Genomic DNA, 17,918 nt, shown 5'->3' with positions numbered 1-17,918 from the left:
TCCTATGCGACGCCGAGATCGCGTGCGATCGACGTGATTTCCTGCAGCATTTCCAGCGCCTGCATCACCGGGTCCTCCGGTTCTCGGTGGCCGACGGTGATCGTCCAGCTCGGCGTGGTTTTGCGGTCCCAGGCCAGCACCAGTTCGGTGATGCGGTCGACGTACACCCGGCCGGGCTTGCCCCAGTCCTTCACGGTGGTGCCGATGCGGGTGCCGAGCCATGCGTTGCCGAAACCGCGCTGCCCGATGCGCAGGTTCTCCACCCCATCGGCGACGGTGACGGAGTGGGTGGTTTGCTCCCTTGTTCGCCACATCCCGGTACGGAGGGCGATCAGCGCGGACAATGTGTAGGCGCGGTCGCTTCCCTCACACCACGTTTCGAAGTAGTGCTGCCAGCCGAGCTTCTGGGCGCGCCCGATGTCCTGCCACTTCATGAACGCCAAGAACACGTCCGTGTACAGCGGCTTCAGCAGGGCGTCGGCCATGCCGCCGACGGGCGGGACGAACAAGGCCGCGGCGATGAGGTCGCCGACCATGTTGATCGTCGCGGAGATCAATTCGTTGACTTGCTGTGGTTGTCGGTGCCCCTCCGGTTATCCCAGAGGGGCACCGACAACCCCCGGCATCGAGTGCCCTCCGGTGGCGAATTCGGTGTCGGTGGCCGGTTTCCAGTGGAACGAGTTGGATTGGATGCCGGTGCGGTCGCCGTCGCGGAGGATGATGCCGGGTGCGCGTGGGATGGTGCCCTTCCAGCCGGGGATCTCGTACTCCGGTGGGAAGGTGGGGTCGTCGATGACGTCGATGCCCTCGGTCATTCCGTCGGAGCCGATCGAGGTGACCGCGCGCACGAGTCCGGTGAACAGGTTCCCGCCGAAGCTGGTTTCGGTGTCCCACCCGGAGTTGTCGACGAGGTCCCACACGATCGTTCCCGGCCGGAGGTTCGCGCCCGGCCATGGTTCGGGGTCGCCTTCGAGGTAGCGGCGCGGCTCCCACGTCAGCTGGGCGTCGGCGACGATCCGTTTGCTCACGTCGTGCATGTACTTCCAGCGGGAGTGCACGATCGCGAACTGCGAGTTGTCGTTCTCGATGGCGATCGGCGCGACCACGTGCGCCCAGTTCGACTGATCCAGATCGAACCAGCCGTCCGGGTTCATCGGGTCGTCGGGCAGCGTCCACAGCCCGTCCAGCCCTTGCAGCCGCAAGAGGTTGACGAACAGGGTGGTTTTCAGCGCCCATTTCGCGGGCCCGAACAGGATCCACAGGCGAGGGAACTGGATCTCCGGCGGCAGGAACGGATTCGAGTACGCCAAGATGTGCTTGAGGTGCTCGTAGTCGGATTTGAAGGTGGCCTTGACGACACGCTGGCCGTCCTCGCCCTTGTACTGCTCGAGGTCGTCGAGCATCCCCGACCAGCGGGCGCCGTCCTTGTCGACGGTGATGATGACGTTGTCGGTGGTCCGGTCGTCGTGGTTGGTCATCCACCGCGCGAGGTAGTACTTCGCGGGCAGTTCGATGACGCCGAGACCGGTTTCGTTTTCCGGCAGTGTGAATTTCGCGCTGATCTCGTTGTGGACTTCGCCGATGAGCACGCCGTTGGCGTCCCAGATCCGGGTCAGCGGCGGCTTGATGCGGCGCTCGTGGTCTCGCTTCAGGCGTTCGGCGATCTCGCCGAATACCTTGTCGAAGTCGATCGTTTCGACAGTTGTCATTCCAACCCCCAGGGCCGAGGCCACGGACGTGGGCAGATGACTCGGATTCCGGTGCCCGCGGGCGCTCCCGTCACAGTGACGGGAACCTGGGTGGGTGGAGTGCCGCCGGGGATCGGGTAGACGAGGCGCTGGCCGCCCATCCGCTGCGGGAACTCCGTGTCCAGGGACGAGTTGAACTGGCCGTTGAACGCCATCTTGTCGGTGTCGATGAGCAGGTGCTCACCGGCGAGCAGCGGCGCCAGCTCCACACGGCGGAGGGCGTCTTCCTCGGCGCGCTCGTACTCGTCGTTGCCCCACGAGTAGTCCGGCAGGGTGACGACCATGCCGGCGGCGCTGGCCTGGATCTCCCACTTCACGTAGATCTCGTAGTCGGCGGGCAGCGGGTTCGACACCGTCACATACCCGGTCTCGGGCGGCGTGACCGGCGCGGTGGTGTCGGTCTGCGTGATGAACGTCGAGATGTCCGGGGCGCCCATCCACCGCGGATGCGCACCCACGATCGGGGCGAGCAGCAGCCCGTACTGCTCGCTGTTGGGGTCGTTGCGGGCCTTGATCTTCACCTTGCCGCCCAACCGGATCGGCAGATGTCGACGCGATTCCGTGGTGGTCACCCAGAGTCGGGAGTCGCGCAGGAAACTCAGGCCCTTGCGGAAGGATGAGTCGGTGTGTTTCCACGGCCGACCTCGTGACCCTTTAACGTGGAGAGCGAGGATGAAGTCGTACTTGTCCTCGCGGATCCCGCCGAAGGTTGCGCCGACCTGGAACGCGGTGGAGTTGTAGATCGCTTCGACCGGCGCTTCGTACATGCCGTCGAAGTCGAAGCCGTCGTCCTCGTCGGCCAGACACACGTCGTCGTCCCACTGGCCTTCACCGGCGAGGGTCCACCACTGGCCGTCGGCGTTCTCCAGCTCGATAAGCGTGTTCTCGGGTGGCTCGATCATCGGCGCACCAACGCCCTCGACCGGTCCCGCTGGTCGAGCTGCACCATCTTCCACTCGCGCTGGAACTCCGATGCCGACATTCCGGTGTTCAGGTTGTCGATCCGGATGCTGGCGTCGACGTTCGGCTGCGGTGCTGGGCGTGCCGCGGCGGCGGCCCGCATCTGGGCGCCGGTCAACACCCACTCGGTTTCGCCGGAGGTGTTGATTGCGGCGGTGTTGTTCGGAAGGGGTCCACCGGAGTCGCGGATCACCGCGGGGATTACGAGAGTTTTCATCAGCTCCTGCATCCAGTTCGCTGTGCCTGGCACCACCGGGCCCTGTTTCGCCAGGTCTTCCTTGCTGGCTGCCGCTGGTGACGGGGCGTCCTCGCGGCGCTTCTTCTCCAGCTCTGCGGCGATCCCGATTCCGGCGCCGATCACGCCCTTCACATCCCCGCCCAGCCCGGCGACGGTGAGCACGTCGGAAAGCTGTCCGGTGACAAACGATTTCGCCGCCTCACCGAACAGGTCGACGACGCTGCCGCTCCCAGTGCCGAAGGCGCCCGCAGCCGATTCCCGCTGCTTCTTCTGCTCGGCAGCGATCGCGTTCATCACCCCGTACACATCGCGGTCCGCCGCAGCCCGCTCGGCGTCGGTGGCCATCGGGTCGGCGTAGACCTCGTCCCGCTCGAACTTCGCTTCGTCGAGGGAGTCCTGTAGGTCGGCAAGCCGGATCTCGTCATCGGTCATCGACCCGGTCAGCGGCGGCGCTTCCGGCACGGGACCGCCAGTGGAGGTGGCTTCGGTCTTGTCCTTCTCCATCTCCTGCACCCGCAGCTCGGCCTGCCGTGCCCTGATCTCGGCCTGCCGCTTGTCCTCGGCAGTCTTGTCCGGATCGGCGAGCGCTTCGTCGCGAGCGATAGCCGCCTGGCGCGCCGACAGCCGCGCGGATTCCAGCTCAAGGTCGTCGCCCTCATCCCAGGTGTCCTGCTGGGTTCGACTGCGGCGAGACCGTCGGCCTCCCCCGGACTCCGGCGGATTGAACGCCGAGGCCGGCAGATAGAACTTCAGCGGCAGCTCACCGCTCGCTGCGGACTGGGCACCGGACCCCACCTGGACACCGTTAGCGCCGGACTCCAGTGGAGTCCCAGCGAGCAAGCCCGCCATGTGGGAGTACTGGCCTCCCCCACCGCGGTAAACCCCGATCGAGAGCCCGCGCCCGGTCGGGTCCAGCCCCGGCAGGAACCCGAGCGCCCCGAAATCACTCTCGGTGGTAAACCAGCGAACGTACGGGTCCAGTCCCTTCAGCAAGGCGTAGGCCGCAGAGATGAACGCGGAGCAGTCCCATGAGGGATTGCCGACGCCGCCGTACTGGTAGTCCTTTCCGGACTGGCCGCGTAGGAAGTCCAGGGCACGCGTGGTAGCGATGCCGCCGTCGGCCATCTTCGTCAAGCCGAATCCGAACATGCCGGCGACCTGGCCAAGGATGTCGACTGATCGCGCTCGTTTCGACGTCGCCAGCGGGATGAACGCCTCACCACCGGTTTCCGGCTCAGCCCACTGGTACAGCCGCGACTGCGGCGACTTGATCGTCGCCTGGCTCGGCAGGGCACCGTCGATGCCGCCGTCGGCGCGCGGCTGCTGCACGACCGGCCCGACGAACCCTTCGGGTAGCCCCTGCCGTTGCAGCGCCGCGCCGCGGTCTTCGTATTCGACAACGACCTTCTGGGTCTTGCTCGGCAGGTTCGTGTTGATCAGCTTCTGCAGTTCAGCCAGGACCGCGGCGAGATCTGGGGCCGACACCTTCACGATGCCGGGCTTGCCGTTGACTTCGTCGATCGCGGCGCCAGCCTGGTCGAGCTTCGCCTTCGCTTCCTCGGTCAAGGCTTCGACGGGGATCTCCACCCCGTTGGCGTTGACCCGCAGCAGCCCTTCGATCACGGTGAGTTGCTGTTCGACACTGTCGGCGCCACGGAGCTGGGCGAGGATCTCGATGTCGCGCGGCAGGTAGCCCAGTTGGGTGGCCATCTGCGCGACCTGGTCCACGTTCAACCCGGTCGCCGCCGCGAGCGCAGCGAAAGCAGCCTGGTTCTGCGCGAGCACCGGGCCCATGTCCACCCCGGCCTCGGCGGCGGTGATGGTGGCGTCGCGGATCTTCATCAGCTCGTCGTAGAGGCGGCCACCGTTCTCGGTGGTGGTGTTGACCTGACCACCAACACCGATCAGGGCGTCGCCCCAGCCCTTGGCCGCGTCCCAAACGTCGGAGGTGGCCGCGGCGGTGTCGCGGACCTGGGCGTTGTACTGCGCCAGCGCATCCTGGGCTGCGATCGGCTTGCCCGACAGCACATCCAGGGCGGTCTTCATCGCGTCGATGCGGTCGGCCGCCGACGCCGACTGATCGGACAGCGTTTGCACCGCCTGCGACAAGGTCGCAAAACCCGGTGTCGTGTTCTGTGCCACGTCCCGCGACTTGGCGATCTCGTCGCGCAGCGCGGTCAGTTCGGACACGGCGAACCGGCCATCCTGGCCCATCCCGTTCAGCTTCGCTGTCAGGTCGTTGAACTTGGATGTGTCGGAGAGGGTTTCGGCGAGCTGCTGGTCCGACATCTTCAGGTCGTCGATGAGCTTCTTCGCGCCCGCCCACCGGTCGGCGTACCACTCCTTGTCCTTGGCGTTGGACGCCCACGGCAGCTGGAAGCCCTTCTCGAAGAAGCCGGGCCGGAAGTTCGCGGCCTCCTCCATGGACTGCTTCATGATCCCGATCTGGCGTGTCACGTTCTGGATCGCCTGATCGTTGATGGCGCCCTTGTTGAGGGCGAAGATCTCCGACAGCTCGCTGCGGACCTGCCCGATCTCGCGCAGAGCGTTGCGGACCGCTTTCGCGTGCTCCTCGCTCTTCTTCATCTCCGACCACAGCTGGAACAGCGCGGCGCCGGCGGCGACGATCGCGACCACCCACGGGCCGCCGAGCATGCTCACCAATCCGCCTGCGGCTGCCCGCGCACCGGTCGTGGCGGCGGCGATCGTTCCCTGCGCGCGCGCGAAGGTGTTCGCACCGGCTGCCGCGTTGAGGAACGAGGTCTGCATCCGCTGCACGACAGGCGCGGAGGCACCGAGTTGGTTGATCGCGGACCCGAACCGGCCCAGCGTGGCGGCACCGGTGCCCGCGACCTGGACAACGCGGCCGCTGGCGGTCGCGACGGCCAGCGTCGACGCTCCGACCCGCTGCATCGCTGCCGCGCCGTTCGTCAGCCACGATCCCAGCGCCGTGGTCTTGAACACGACGAAGGCGGCGGCCGCAGCCAGCACCGGCGCCGGAAGGTCGGCGATCGTGCCGACCACCGGGGCGATCGCCCGCCCGACATCGACCGCGGCGTCCGCGGCGCCGTGCAGGCCCGCAACAATCGTCGGTGTGGCCGAGGTGATCCGTTCGGCCGCGCCCCGCGCGTACTGCTCGAGCGGACCCTTGACGAGGTCGTATACCTCCAGGGCAAGGTTCTCGGCCGCGTTGGTGACCGTCTGCATCGCTCCCGGCAGGCCCTGCATCTTGGCAGCGGCGACGTCGGCGGCGGCGCCTTGGCGGCTCATCGCGCGGTGCATGTTGTCGAACCCGACGACGCCCTTGTCTGCGGCGATCGCGGCCAAGCGCATGGCGTCGGAGCCGAACAGGGTGGCGGTCGCGGCCTGATACATCTCCGGGGTCATTCGCCCGGCCGCGGTGTCCAGCTGTTCGATCAGCGATCGCAGACCGATGAAGTTGCCGCGCGAGTCGTAGACGGTGAGCCCGAGCTCGCGGATCGCCTCCCGTGCGGGCTTGCCCTGGTCGGTGAGGGCGAGCAGCGCCGACTTGAGCAGGGTGCCGGCGTCGGAGCCGCGGATACCGGAGTTGGCGAGCATGCCGATCGCCGCCGCAGTGTCTTCGACGGTAAGGCCGAACTGGTGGGCCACTGCGCCGCCGGACTGGAGTGCGTAGGCGACTTCGGTGATCTCTGCGGCCGAGGCGTTCGAGGTGTTCGCGAGCACGTCGGCAACGCGTCCGGCTTCGCTCGCTTGCAGTCCAAAAGCCTGGAGTGCGGAGGATTGGATCCGAGCAGCTTCGGCGGCATCCACCTGCGCGGCGGCCGCCAGCTGCAGCGAGCCCTTCGCCGCATCCATCGACTGCCGGACCGAGAACCCGCCCTTGGCGAGTTCGTTCATCGCCGCTGCGGCATCGTTGGCCGAGGTGCCGGGGAGGGTGATGTCGTTGCCGAGCTGCTTGGCTCGTTCGGAGACCGCCTCCATCTCGGTAGCGGTCGCCGAGGCCACCGCCTTCATAGTGTTGAGGTTGGTGGTGAACTCGTTGCCGATCTCGATGACCTTGGCGAACGCGGCCGCCCCGCCGAGGGCCAGGCCCATGCTGGCGCCAATCGCGCCTGCCACGCCCACCGCGGGGGCGAGGCCTCGCCGCAGCTGCGGAATGAACTCCCGCATGTCGGGTGCGACGAGAATGTCGATGCGGCCGCCGGCCATGGATCACCTCCCCGCTTCTGCGCGTGCCCTGTTCAGTTGGGCGAGCTTGGATTCCGGCTTCTTCTCCGGGAGTTGGTAGGGCTTCTGCGCTTCCCGGTAGCGCTCGATCAGTTCGGCGCTGATCTCCGGTGCTCGCTGCGCGACCGGCGCGAGGATCGGCATCGGCGGCGGCTTGATGCCGTGCTTCAACCGCTCTGCGCGTTCCCGTTTGATGTCCGGGTCCTCCGGGTCGGTGATCCCCGAGACGTAGCCGAAGTTGTTCAGGAAATCGGTGCGGTCGACGAGCATGGCCAGGTTCTCGGAATCTCTGGCGGCTTGTGCGTCCCGGGCGTCGGCGTCCTCGATGAGGGCGGCGACGTCCGGGTACGGCATCGTCTTCAGCGCAACGCGGAGATCTAGTCCGTGGTAGTGGCGGACTCGGGCGAGGGTTGCGCCCCAGCCGGGTTCGGCGCGAAGCCCGGCAAGGGCGCGAGCAGGTTTCCCTCATACAGCTCGCTCACGTTGATGATCCGGTTCAGCGCCTTCGACGCGTATTCCGGTGTGAGCGAGCCGATGAACTCCCACAGCTGCGCGCCGTTCGTGGTGATCAGCTCCAAGACTTCCCCGAACTTCGTCTCGCTGACGAGGCGGTGGAATCGCACGACCTCGTCGCCGGAGAATCCGCGGCGCACGTCGGCCTCGATCTCGCCGAGGCGGATCGGGACCGGCGGCTTCTCCTCGGTGTTGAACTCGGCGAGGATGTCGATCGGCTCGGGCTGTGGACGGCGGGCAGCCGCGGGCGTAGTGCGCCGCGCGGCTGCCGTCCTCTTCGTTGCCGCCATCAGCTGATCTGCACCGTTCCGGCCGGGGTCAGGCCGGATCCGTCACCGGTCAACGTGCCGGGCACGTTGATGGTGTAGTTGTACGGCCCACCTGCCGGACCGGTCACGGTCGCGTTGCCGGTGCCGATGGACGACAACGCCACCAGCGCCGACTGCACGGCGGTGTCGGCAGCGTTGAAGGTGATGCCCGTCGTGGTCTGGCCGCCGAAGCTGAGGGTCCAGGTGCCAGCGGTGGTGCCCGCTGGCAGGGTGATCGTGCCCGACACCTGCAGCGGGTTGAAGCTCGTCAGCGGGACGAACGGCTCCAGCGCGAGCAACTCGAACTCGAACCCGTCCAGCTCCTCCTGACCGAAGGTCCGCGGCGGCGGGGTGGTCAGGGTCACCGACGGCGACCAGAACACCTGGTTCGCGGACTCGTCGCGGAGGGCGAGCAGCAGCGCGAAGTCTTCGTCGTCGCCCGGGTTCCACCGGTACACACCCGCGCTCACCTGCGAGATCGTGCCGCCCTGCAGTGTGGTCAGTGCGGTGGCGACCGAGAAGTCGACCGCCCGCAGCTTCACCCGCTCCTCGGACGGCGACTTGATCACCTTGTAAGGGGCGAGGCGCCGGTTCCAGACCCGCTTCGGGGTGACGTCCCGGGTCGGGGTCAGTTCGAAGCCTGCCTCGATGCCGCCATAGGCATCCCACTTCAGTGAGCCGGTGACGGGATCGGCGGCGAACGGATCGGTTGGGATGCCGGTGCCGGCCGGTGCACGGTAGGCGTCACCGTCCAGCCAGACGTAGGCCTTTTCGGGTGCGGCGTGAGTACTCACGATTCCTCCAAACGGGGGTTTACGCCCACGAGGGGCGGTTAGAAGTGGGTCAGGTGCGCGGGGCGCGCATCTTCAACTCGACGCGGACCGTCGCCCGGAACAGCAGCTGATCGGCGCCACGTGTCTTGTCCACGCTCGTGATCGGCCCGTCGGTCCATCCCGCCGTCCAAGCGGACCCGCGGAACTCCTGCGATCTCGCGCGGCCGAGCAACTGCCCTGCCAACGCTGAGATATTCCAGGTCAGCTCCTCCGGGTCGACCGAGCCGCCGAGGCGCTCGATCCGGGGAGCCCACGCATCGACTTGCACCAGCGGTCGCCGCAGGAGCGGGTCGACACCGACGTTGCCCGGTGCCCGTAGGGTCACGAACGGGCCGGTGATCGGGTCGGGAAGGTCCCTGGTCGTGATCGCCTCGACCGGGACCAAGTCGGTGAATCGCGGTTGCGCGATGAGAAACGCGCGGACAGCGCCCGGCGCGAACGGAATCGGTGCTGTCATTGCGGCGCGTATCCGCGGTATCGGCCGCGACGGCGTGCCGCGTCGGTGAGGACGGCATGCGCCGGGGTGTCGACGGTGCCGTATTCCTTGTAGAACGCCTCCGGGTCATCGTCGACGACTCGCACAGTGGTGCCGGAGAATTCGACGCCGATCCCATCGCGGTATTCGCCGGTGAGGACGGGGGCGGCTGCGCGTGCTTCGTCGGCGATCTCGCGAGCGATGGCGCGTCGTCGTGGGGTCGTCGCGACCCGCGTGGCTTGAGTTGCCAGGCTCTCGAAGATCGTCAGCACCGCGGCGTTCACTTGCGCTTGGCCTCGACTTCGACGGCCGGTGTTGCGGCGTCGGGCTTGACCACCGCAGGCTTATCGACCTCGGCGGGCTTGCTCTCCAGGTGCCGCTTGTAGGCCTTGGACTTGTCGTCACCCCAATGGGTCACGCCCGATTCGTCTTTCCAGGACACGATCATGGTGTTACCTCCTGCATGTCGGATGCGTGCCGCACCACGGCGGCGATATAGGCGGGGCGGCGGGAACCGATCGCGGGCCGCCGAACCCGGGGAGTGCCCTGCACAGTGACGGTGTCGCCAACACCCACCAGATCCGAGACGTCGGAAGGGCCGTCGAAGCGCCAGACATCGCGTCTGGACGTTCCGCCGGGCACGCCGGGCATCAGCAGCAGCGTCAGCCGGGAGAACACGCGGCCCGGCTCGATCTCGGAGATGACGTTCTCGTCGATCAGCGACTTCTGCTGCAGCAGCCCCCACCACGGGACTTCCTGCACCGGTCCCGGCATCCGGTTACCGGTGGAGGGATCAATAACGGGCAGGCCCGGGCGCAGCAGCGTCCACCGCTCGGGCAGTCGCTTCATATCAGTCCGGTCCGGATAGTGAAAGCGTCCCCGGTGGATTCGGTGTCGATGAGGTCGGCGACATCGTCGTCGGTCACATACACCAGCCGCCCCGAGCTGCCCCCGGACTCGTATTCGGTGGACCACTCGGGGTATTCGACGCGTCGCACGCCGACACCCCGCTCCAGGGCGGCCAAAGCTCGCAGCACGATCTCCGCACCGACGCCCTTGACCAGCACGGGGTCGAGGGCGCCGGTGGCGATGCGTTCGTCGAGCTTGGACACCCTGGAGCGCAGCTTCGCCGAGGCGATGGCGATGAACTGATTCACCTGAGTGAGCTCCGGCTCCTCGTACACCTCGCCCGAGATCGCCTGGACGTCGGTGACGGTGAACAGCGGGTCAGGCGTTGTCATCGCCCTTGATGGCCGCCAAGATGTCGGCCTTCTTCGTCGCCTCGCCGAGGTCGATCCCGTGCAGGTCGGCGTACGCCCGAAGGTCCGCGACCGTCCAGGCGTCCGACGGCTCGTCGTCCGGAACGTCGGTCGGTTCGGGCGCGGCCCACGCGGCCGGGTTGGTGATGAGCTTCGCCAGCTCGGCGGGCACGTCATCGTCGGGCCCGAAGACGTGCGAGACGCCGTCGGGGTCGTGGACGTGGACGTACCCGGCGAGCTTCCGGATAGCCATCACAGCACCTTCGCGACCATCGTGGCGTTGGCGTTCAGCAGCATCGGCAGACCGATACCGCTGGCCTTGGTCCACCGCGCGACCGGGTCGTTGTCGATGTAGGAACCGACCACGATGCCCGGCGCCTGGTTGGCGTCGATCCCGTACTCAGGTTCGATCGCCTCCGCAGTGGTGCCCCACAAGGTTTCACCGATCTTGGCGGCACCGATGTAGAGGATGCGGTCATCGGGGATCAAGCGGGTCGCGTTGCCCGCGTGGTCCTCGACCCGGGCGTCGAAGATCTCCAGCGGCGGATGCCCGAACGACGTGAACAAGGCGTTGACCGCTTCCTTGGTCACGATGCCTGTGGACGAACCCACCGGAAGCGCGTGCGCGCGGACCTTGTCGTTGCGCATCAGCGCCGACATCACCCGCTGAGAGGTGATCGCCCGCACCGGGTTGCCCGACTGGGTGGCCCGGAAGGTCGAGAACCAGGACTCCTGATCGATGATCGGGTCCGCAGCACCGGCGCCGGTGACGTTCCACAGCACCGACGCGGTCACCGAGTGGCCCGCCAGTCGTTGGAAGTCCGCCGACAGGTCCAGGCCGTTCTCGGCGAGGGTGACCTTGCCGTTCACCAGGGCGTCGGCCTTGGCCATGATGATGCGAGTGCGCAGCGCCTGCGCCAGATCGACACCGTCGTTGAAGATCAGGTCCCGAATTGCCTGGTCGGCCTTGCGCAGCCGCAGCCGGTCGTACTCACCGAGCCGCCGCTTCTCGCTGAGCGGGGGCAGTTCACCGGAGATCCGGGTCACGCCCTTGCGGCCGGTGATCGGAGCCTCGGTGTCCCACGACCGGTACCGTGCAGCGCGGCGGAGACCGTGCTGGGTGATGTTGGCGCGGAACTCGACGTCGTCGATCATCGTGTCCGGCAGCAGGTCATCCACCAGCTGCAGGTCGTTGATCGGCTGATCGGCCAGGGCTTCGCGGACGTAGCCGGTCAGCTCGGCGGGGGTGACGTAATCGGAGTTGATGACGAGTGCCATGGGTTACGCCTCCTCTCAGAAGTAGCTGACGGCCTTGGCCGTGGCCTGGCCTGCAGCGTCGGGCGGATTGGGGACCTTCGCGGTGATCACCGCGCCGTGCCACAGCAGGGCGCCGGCGACCTTCGTCGCACCCGCCGGGATGCGCACCGCAGTGAGCAGATGCCCGGCAATGCCTTCGGTGTCGGCGTTGGAGCGCTTGCCGTACAGCCCGCTGGCGAGCTTGCGCAGAGTCCAGCCGGACCGCAGGTAGCCGTCGGCGTAGTCGCCTGCGGCGAAGGTGGACATGTCGAGACTGATCGTGCGCGCACGATCGGTTCCCTCGGCCGAGGCCAACCAGTCCTGGTTGTCCTGGCCGAAGTTTTCGGTCTTGAGATTCAGATCCATTGCTCCCCTCCTTTACTGGGGGTGAAGGTCATTTGCGGTTCTTGCGCGCCTGGTAGGCGGCGCGCCCGGAATCCATGGACCCGCCCGCGTCGGCCTGGCCTCCGCCTTGGCGGGGGTCAGGCTTGGGGGTGGACGGGGCCGCGGGTGCGGCGGGAGTGGCAGCGCCGAGCAGCTGCTTGAGATCCGCTGCGTCGGCGATCAGCTCGTCGAGGGTGGTGCCCTTGAGCCGACCTGCCAGAGACAACGGGAGACCGGACGTGTCGGCAGCCTCGTAGCGGAGCGCCTTCGCGGCGTCCTTCTCGAGTTGCTGGATCCGTTCCTCGGTGCGCTGAGATTCGGTCTTCTGGGCGTCCTCGAATTGCTGGACTTTGGCTTCGGCTTCACGCCGCGCCTTTTCGGCGGCCTTGCGAGCGGCACGCTCGGTTTCGAGTGCCTTCTTTCCGCCGTCACCCAACTCATCCGAACCGCCCGGATCCGGTTCACCCGGTGCTGGCGGTGGAGGAGGCGTGCCTGTTTGGGCTTCGTTCGGAGGGTCGCCCTCCGTGGATGCGCCGCGGATCGGCCAGATCGGAGATCCGTTGCGGCGTAAGCCGAGTGCGCGTCCGAATACCGGGTGCACAGGCAACAAGGTGTTCACTGTGATTTCCTCCATCGCGGGGGATAGACCCGATCCGGCCTCGCGCCGGCGGGAAGTTCAGAGGATGAAGCTGTTCAGCCTCAGCAGCCGAAGGATGTGGTCACGGTCTTCGCCGATCTCGTAGATCGCTTCGGGCATCAACCGCGGGGTCGTGCGCGGGTCCCGGCCGCGTTCCCGGATGCGACGCCCAGCGATACCGCGGCGCGTGACACCTTCGGTGGTGGTCAGCAGTTGGCGGCCGTACACGTTGCGGCGTTGCGCGACACCGCCCGCGACTTCCATTCCGCGGCGGGCATTCACTACCTGCCCGATGTCCGCACCGGAGCGGATCGCCTGAGCTCCAGCCACCGTGAACGCTCGGTTCTGCTGCTCCTCGGTCAGGCTGTTGAAGTAGCGGCGCGGTTCGGTGGTCAGGTCATCGGCGCTGTCTTCGCGTGCCGGGATATGGCGGCAGTCGCAGTTCGGATGGCGGGCGAACCCAGCCTTTCGGTAGAAACGCCCCGCCAGCAAGACGCACCGGGAACATGCCGGTTGGCTGACCATCCGCACGTATCCGATACCGCGGCGGGCAGTGATCCCCAACCCGACCGCGGCGCGGGCGGCATCGGCGATCTGCGTGTGGCACAGCATCAACGCCTGCGCCCCCGCCGACGCCCACGCTTCCGCCGGGGCGGCACCCTGGGCTACCTGTTGCTTGGCGGTGAGGACTGTCCCGTACATCAGGCCGTCGAGGGCGCGCCCATCGGATGCCACACCGATCAGTGGGTCGGTGCTGATCTGCACATCCGCGTCGACAGACGTGCCGAGCTCTTCCAGCACCGCGGCGACGTACTCGTCGGCGCCGGTGACCGCGCGAGTCTGCGCGAGCTCGAGAACTCCGATGATCAGCTCGATGTTGCGGTTGAACCAGATATCGAAGTCGTTTGGCGCGCCCCGGCCCCACAGGCGCCGCAGTTCCGCCAGGGTGAGCACGTTGATGCGTTGCTGCTCGGCGTAATGCTCAGCCGACGTTTGTGGCAGCATCACCATTCAGGTTCTGCTCGGGCTGGTTCTGCGGGTTGTTCAGATTGCTGGCGAGACGGTCCAGGACCGGGTCCCGTGCCTCTCCGGCGAAGTAGCCCCGCTCCCGGGACTTTCGCGGCTCGGTCCAGCCCATCTCGTCCCACGAGCCCTCACGCGACAGCACTGGAGTACCGCCGTTGAGCTTCTGGATCGCGTCGGCTTCCTCGGCGCGAGTCGGGGTCGCCGGGTTGCGCCACTCCACCGCGAACGGCTTGCCCGCTTCCGGCCATTTCCCGGTTCGGAAACGCTCGTACAGGGCCAGAGTCCAGCCGAGCCCGACGCCGAGGTGCGCGTTCTTCTCCTCCGCGTTGGAGATGATGCGGGACTCATCAGCCCGGATCGCGCCCTCCGCTGCGGGATTGGCGGTGTTGGCACCGAAGTACCGGAACGGCAGACCAGTGACGCTCGAGGCGAGTTCGGCATACATCTTCACCGTGTTGTGGAAGTTCGTCAGGTCCGCGCCGGCCAACTGCCCGACCGAAACGTCCTTCGCGGACTTCTGTGTCGCCCATAGGGCGTCGAAGTAGGACTGCCACACCGGCTGTGGGTTGCCGTCCTTGTCGACGAAATCACCCTTGGAGACGCCCAGCACATACCGTTTCGGGACGGCCACCGTCTCCACGCCGTACTGCAGATCGGTCAGGGTTCGCGCGCAGGCGTCGGTGATCGGGATTATGTCGGCCATCTCCGTCGTGCCGAACCATTTCCCCAGCCGCTGCCTGTTCAGAAACAGGATCACCGGGACTCGGCCGAGCTTGTGCTCGTCGATGCCATCGTCGTCACCGACAGTGTCGATGTCCCAGCCGTTGCTGGACTGCACCAGTTGGATCGTCTTATCCGGCAGGAACAAGGTCGCCACCTGGGTGCCGTCCTGTTCCTGGTAGCGGCGCAGGGCGGCATCCATGCGGCGGCGACGCTGATTCACCAGACATGACATTTGCCGGGGCGACTCCACGGTGATCAGCGGACGCTCTTTGTCGTCTTCGTTCGCGCCCACGGTCATGAAGCAGCGGCCGAAGATCATGTTCTCCTGCGCCAGAATCGGCACCTCGGCCTCGAGGTTGTTCGCGTGAAACGCCTCTTGAAGTGCAGGATCAGCGTTCGCTGCGCCTGGCCGGTAGATGCTCTTCACCTTCTGCCGGCGCGCCACCTCACCCAGGTACATTCGCGGCCAGTTCGCGACCAGCTCGAAGATCCGAAGCTCCTCCGGGACAGCGAGGCCGATGTGCTTGAGCCTCTGCTTTCCTTCGAAGTAGGCGTCGAGCCGCTTATCGTCCTGCGAGCGGTTCGCGTGCCGCCCGTTGAGCTTGTTGACCATGTCCCGCTCGTCGTCGGTGAGCTTCGTGCGGAGTTCGACCACGCTCACCTCCTCAGCTGAAACAGAACATGCGCCCGTCGACGTCTTCCCAGCCCGCTTCGCGCGCGTCTGCCGCGGCTTCGTGGACGATGATGGAGGCGATCGAAACGTCGATCTTCTGATGGTCGGATGGTTTACCCAGCACGTACTTGTCGCCGGGCTTGGGAACCTTGCGGCAGTTCGCCATGTGGATCTCGGCGATAGGGCATCCGTCGTGGGTGATGCGCCCTGTCTTCAGGTCGATCTCGAATCGGCGGATCGCCGCGTACATCTGGTTGATGCGGTTGGTCGCCCATTCGAAGACGTGCTCCTCGCCGTATCGCAATGCCCAGTCCCCGCCCTCGGAACGCCAGTCGTGCGGGTCGAAGTACATGCGCGCGACGTCGAAGGTGGAGAACACCTCATCCACCGCGGCGTGCACCTCACCGCGCGGGATTTGGCCGCCCCACTCGGCGGGGTTCCAGATCGTCGGCCGTCGGTCCGGCCCGTACCGGGGTGTGAACTGCAGCCCGTCGCGGGTCTCGGCGCGCAGCGCGGTCCAGTCGTTGTTCTCCGAGCCGTCGAACCCGACACAGATCGGCGTCCCCGACGGCGGGCTAGGAAGCCAGAGCTTCTGCATACCGGCTCTCCCACAACCCGTCCGGTAGCCAGGTCCCAGCTCGAGCCACCAACCGGTTGCCGAAGAATCGTTCGGCCTGCGCCGGATCCAGCTCGTTCAGCTCGACCGCTTCGGCCTCGATCGAGTCGAGGTTCACCCATGGCGACCCGTCGTAGACGTAGCGCAGGATCTTGCGGCGATCGCGCTTGTTGCCCCACGACAGTCCCGCCGGCGGGATCCGGAAGAACTTGAAGATGTCCTCGGCCTGCGACTGATACGTGCGCTGCGCGGTCGAATTCTCCGACGGATCCCACGCATTCGTGGTCTCCATCGTCCGCCCACCCATACCGGCCGCACCGCGGCGCTGAGTCTCGGCGATGCCGACCATCTTGTTCGCTTGCGTGTACAGGCCGGACTCGTCCTGCAACACCCATGACACCGGGTTACCGACCCGGCCGCGAGCGGAGGACGTCACCGCATCGATGCGGTCGAAGTCCTCCCCACCGACTGATCCGAGGATGCGGATGAAGCCCTCACGGACCGCCATCATCTCCGACAGCGGCCCGAGCTTGATCATCGCGGTGAGCGGCCGGTAGACGTTGCCGACCTGCTCCTCATTGTTCGCGGTCAGCTGGATCACCGGCGAGGGATGACGCATCGCCATCGGTTCACCCTGCAGGTACTCGTACTCCCAGCCGCAGCCGCAACCCCAGTCCGAGCACGCCCAGCCGTCGCCCTTGCCCGCCCAGCCGAGAAACTGCGACGGACCTACCGCTTCCAAGCAAGTGGCCGACGCCGACCAGGGCCCTTTGCCGGTTTTCTGTGGCGCGACGATCTGAGCGCGCCGGTAGGTGAATGCCTGGTTGAACAGCGGTTGGTCGTCGCTCTCCCACTGCGCGTCCGGCCGCACTCGGTAGTAGTTCGCGCCGCACCAGAATTGCCAGTCCGACCACTCGAACTCCGCGCCACGCCGGAACCCGTCCGGAATGCAGCAGTGCCGCTTGACCCACGCCTCGCCGATATCGCCGAGAGTCGGGAAGTCGACAACGAATCCGTCAGTCGACGCCACCGGCCACCGGCCTCAACCGCCGCGCCGGCGGCTGCGGGCTCGGCGACCGAGGCTTCTTCTCCGCCCGAGCGGCCGCCACCTCATCCGCGGCGATCGCCCAGCCGTTCTCCCGCATGCCCGCCGGGGTCAATCCGATCTGGTCAGCGAACCGATGCAGCGAACCCCGATCAGACGCCATCGCCTCGTCCGATTCACAGATCACCGACGTCCGAACCCAGTGCGCGATGGCCTGCCATCGCCACGGCTCCTTCGCCCACGCCACAGCCTGCGGCGTTTTCCACGCCCACTCCCACAGCGTGGACTCTCGGGCGCGGACAAGGTCGGTGGTCTCCTCATCGAAGACCTGATACCGGGCGCCCTTTTCTCCGTGCTCCCACCGCATCACACGCCGCGGCATCAGCGGAAACTCCGGCACCTCACCGGCATAGCCCTCGGCCGGTAACGAAACCCATGTCAGACCACGACGATCCGAACGACCAGACGTCGGATCCACCGGCGGCCCGGAACGATTCCGTGCACCACCACGCGGCATCACAAATCACCTCCTGGCAGCATCGCGCCGCCCTGGACGAAACCCCGACCGGCATCGCGCCAGCCAGGGACAATCACCCCATCCGCGACGGAATGAGGAAGCTATGACCCGCACTCAACTCCTGGCCTGCCGCGCCGGCACCATCCTCGGCGCGGTCGCGCTACTCCTCGGCCTCGCCCTCGCGGTCATCGACATGAACAACCTGCCCCAGGTCTGCGCCCCGCACACCGGATACTTCGGCCGACCCGAAGGGATCCGCTGCCGCGACGGCGACCCCAACTACCGCGGCTTCTACCTTGCCGGGCTGGGCCTGACCATCGTCGTCTGCACGTTCATCATGTGGGCCGCGCTCACACCCCGGCGGCGCGCACAGGACGTCTGAACCCTCCGCGCGGATTTGCGCCCTCCGTCGAGGAGGAGCAGGGATGGGGGCGAGGGGCCCTCCCCCTGGGGTCAGT

General features: G+C 66.9%; 20 protein-coding genes and 1 pseudogene. 1 reads left to right on the top strand and 20 read right to left on the bottom strand.

Annotated elements, in window-relative coordinates; genetic code table 11:
- Positions 1–2 precede the first annotated feature (2 nt).
- The 20 genes and pseudogenes from GV792_RS13125 to GV792_RS13030 form a co-directional block, all read right to left on the bottom strand.
- A pseudogene (locus GV792_RS13125) lies at positions 3–1,709 on the bottom strand (Gp37-like protein).
- On the bottom strand, positions 1,706–2,650 hold the full coding sequence (locus tag GV792_RS13120) for a phage tail protein (protein ID WP_163824378.1): 945 nt from the start codon (positions 2,648–2,650) through the stop codon (positions 1,706–1,708). The pseudogene GV792_RS13125 and the gene GV792_RS13120 overlap by 4 nt, the downstream one beginning before the upstream one ends.
- Complete coding sequence (locus GV792_RS29175) at positions 2,647–7,137, bottom strand: phage tail tape measure protein (protein WP_256670536.1); 4,491 nt, start codon at positions 7,135–7,137, stop codon at positions 2,647–2,649. The genes GV792_RS13120 and GV792_RS29175 overlap by 4 nt, the downstream gene beginning before the upstream one ends.
- A gap of 3 nt (positions 7,138–7,140) precedes the next feature.
- Complete coding sequence (locus GV792_RS13110) at positions 7,141–7,509, bottom strand: hypothetical protein (RefSeq protein ID WP_163824377.1); 369 nt, start codon at positions 7,507–7,509, stop codon at positions 7,141–7,143.
- A 23-nt stretch (positions 7,510–7,532) separates the two neighbouring features.
- Positions 7,533–7,958: a hypothetical protein gene (locus GV792_RS13105; protein WP_163824376.1), complete on the bottom strand. Its 426-nt coding sequence runs from the start codon at positions 7,956–7,958 to the stop codon at positions 7,533–7,535.
- A complete protein-coding gene (locus GV792_RS13100) occupies positions 7,958–8,770 on the bottom strand; it encodes a hypothetical protein (RefSeq protein ID WP_175582935.1) in 813 nt (270 codons plus the stop codon). The genes GV792_RS13105 and GV792_RS13100 overlap by 1 nt, the downstream gene beginning before the upstream one ends.
- Before the next feature lie 49 nt (positions 8,771–8,819).
- Positions 8,820–9,266 carry a hypothetical protein gene (locus GV792_RS13095; RefSeq protein ID WP_163824375.1) on the bottom strand — a complete coding sequence of 149 codons (447 nt, stop codon included), beginning with the start codon at positions 9,264–9,266 and terminating at the stop codon, positions 8,820–8,822.
- Positions 9,263–9,568: an HK97 gp10 family phage protein gene (locus tag GV792_RS13090; protein ID WP_309138469.1), complete on the bottom strand. Its 306-nt coding sequence runs from the start codon at positions 9,566–9,568 to the stop codon at positions 9,263–9,265. Before GV792_RS13090 ends, GV792_RS13095 begins: the two co-directional genes overlap by 4 nt.
- Positions 9,565–9,732, bottom strand: a complete 168-nt coding sequence (locus GV792_RS13085; RefSeq protein WP_163824374.1) for a hypothetical protein — start codon at positions 9,730–9,732, stop codon at positions 9,565–9,567. The genes GV792_RS13090 and GV792_RS13085 overlap by 4 nt, the downstream gene beginning before the upstream one ends.
- Complete coding sequence (locus GV792_RS13080) at positions 9,729–10,133, bottom strand: hypothetical protein (RefSeq protein ID WP_163824373.1); 405 nt, start codon at positions 10,131–10,133, stop codon at positions 9,729–9,731. The genes GV792_RS13085 and GV792_RS13080 overlap by 4 nt, the downstream gene beginning before the upstream one ends.
- Complete coding sequence (locus GV792_RS13075; protein ID WP_163824372.1) at positions 10,130–10,525, bottom strand: hypothetical protein; 396 nt, start codon at positions 10,523–10,525, stop codon at positions 10,130–10,132. Before GV792_RS13075 ends, GV792_RS13080 begins: the two co-directional genes overlap by 4 nt.
- On the bottom strand, positions 10,512–10,796 hold the full coding sequence (locus tag GV792_RS13070) for a hypothetical protein (protein ID WP_163824371.1): 285 nt from the start codon (positions 10,794–10,796) through the stop codon (positions 10,512–10,514). The genes GV792_RS13075 and GV792_RS13070 overlap by 14 nt, the downstream gene beginning before the upstream one ends.
- Positions 10,796–11,821, bottom strand: coding sequence for a major capsid protein (locus GV792_RS13065; protein ID WP_163824370.1), 1,026 nt, complete (start codon positions 11,819–11,821; stop codon positions 10,796–10,798). The genes GV792_RS13070 and GV792_RS13065 overlap by 1 nt, the downstream gene beginning before the upstream one ends.
- A gap of 15 nt (positions 11,822–11,836) precedes the next feature.
- Positions 11,837–12,205 carry a head decoration protein gene (locus GV792_RS13060; RefSeq protein ID WP_163824369.1) on the bottom strand — a complete coding sequence of 123 codons (369 nt, stop codon included), beginning with the start codon at positions 12,203–12,205 and terminating at the stop codon, positions 11,837–11,839.
- 28 nt (positions 12,206–12,233) lie between these two features.
- Positions 12,234–12,659, bottom strand: coding sequence for a hypothetical protein (locus GV792_RS13055; RefSeq protein ID WP_163824368.1), 426 nt, complete (start codon positions 12,657–12,659; stop codon positions 12,234–12,236).
- Positions 12,660–12,899: 240 nt separating this feature from the next.
- Entirely contained in the window at positions 12,900–13,865 is a 966-nt protein-coding gene (locus tag GV792_RS13050) for a VG15 protein (protein WP_163824367.1), read from the bottom strand.
- Complete coding sequence (locus GV792_RS13045) at positions 13,843–15,264, bottom strand: phage portal protein (protein ID WP_309138470.1); 1,422 nt, start codon at positions 15,262–15,264, stop codon at positions 13,843–13,845. Before GV792_RS13045 ends, GV792_RS13050 begins: the two co-directional genes overlap by 23 nt.
- A 10-nt stretch (positions 15,265–15,274) precedes the next feature.
- Entirely contained in the window at positions 15,275–15,880 is a 606-nt protein-coding gene (locus GV792_RS13040) for a terminase (RefSeq protein ID WP_163824365.1), read from the bottom strand.
- The gene (locus GV792_RS13035; protein ID WP_175582936.1) at positions 15,858–16,928 is read right to left on the bottom strand and encodes a terminase; all 1,071 of its coding nucleotides are present in this window, start codon (positions 16,926–16,928) and stop codon (positions 15,858–15,860) included. Before GV792_RS13035 ends, GV792_RS13040 begins: the two co-directional genes overlap by 23 nt.
- Entirely contained in the window at positions 16,915–17,325 is a 411-nt protein-coding gene (locus GV792_RS13030) for a hypothetical protein (protein WP_256670537.1), read from the bottom strand. Before GV792_RS13030 ends, GV792_RS13035 begins: the two co-directional genes overlap by 14 nt.
- A 238-nt stretch (positions 17,326–17,563) precedes the next feature.
- Here GV792_RS13030 and GV792_RS13025 point away from each other — a divergent pair, with 238 nt between their 5' ends.
- Positions 17,564–17,842, top strand: a complete 279-nt coding sequence (locus GV792_RS13025) for a hypothetical protein (RefSeq protein WP_163824363.1) — start codon at positions 17,564–17,566, stop codon at positions 17,840–17,842.
- Positions 17,843–17,918: the final 76 nt, after the last annotated feature.

Source organism: Nocardia cyriacigeorgica (genome assembly GCF_010868145.1).
Taxonomy (GTDB): Bacteria; Actinomycetota; Actinomycetes; order Mycobacteriales; family Mycobacteriaceae; genus Nocardia; species Nocardia cyriacigeorgica_D.
This window is presented reverse-complemented; position numbering and strand designations above follow the sequence as displayed.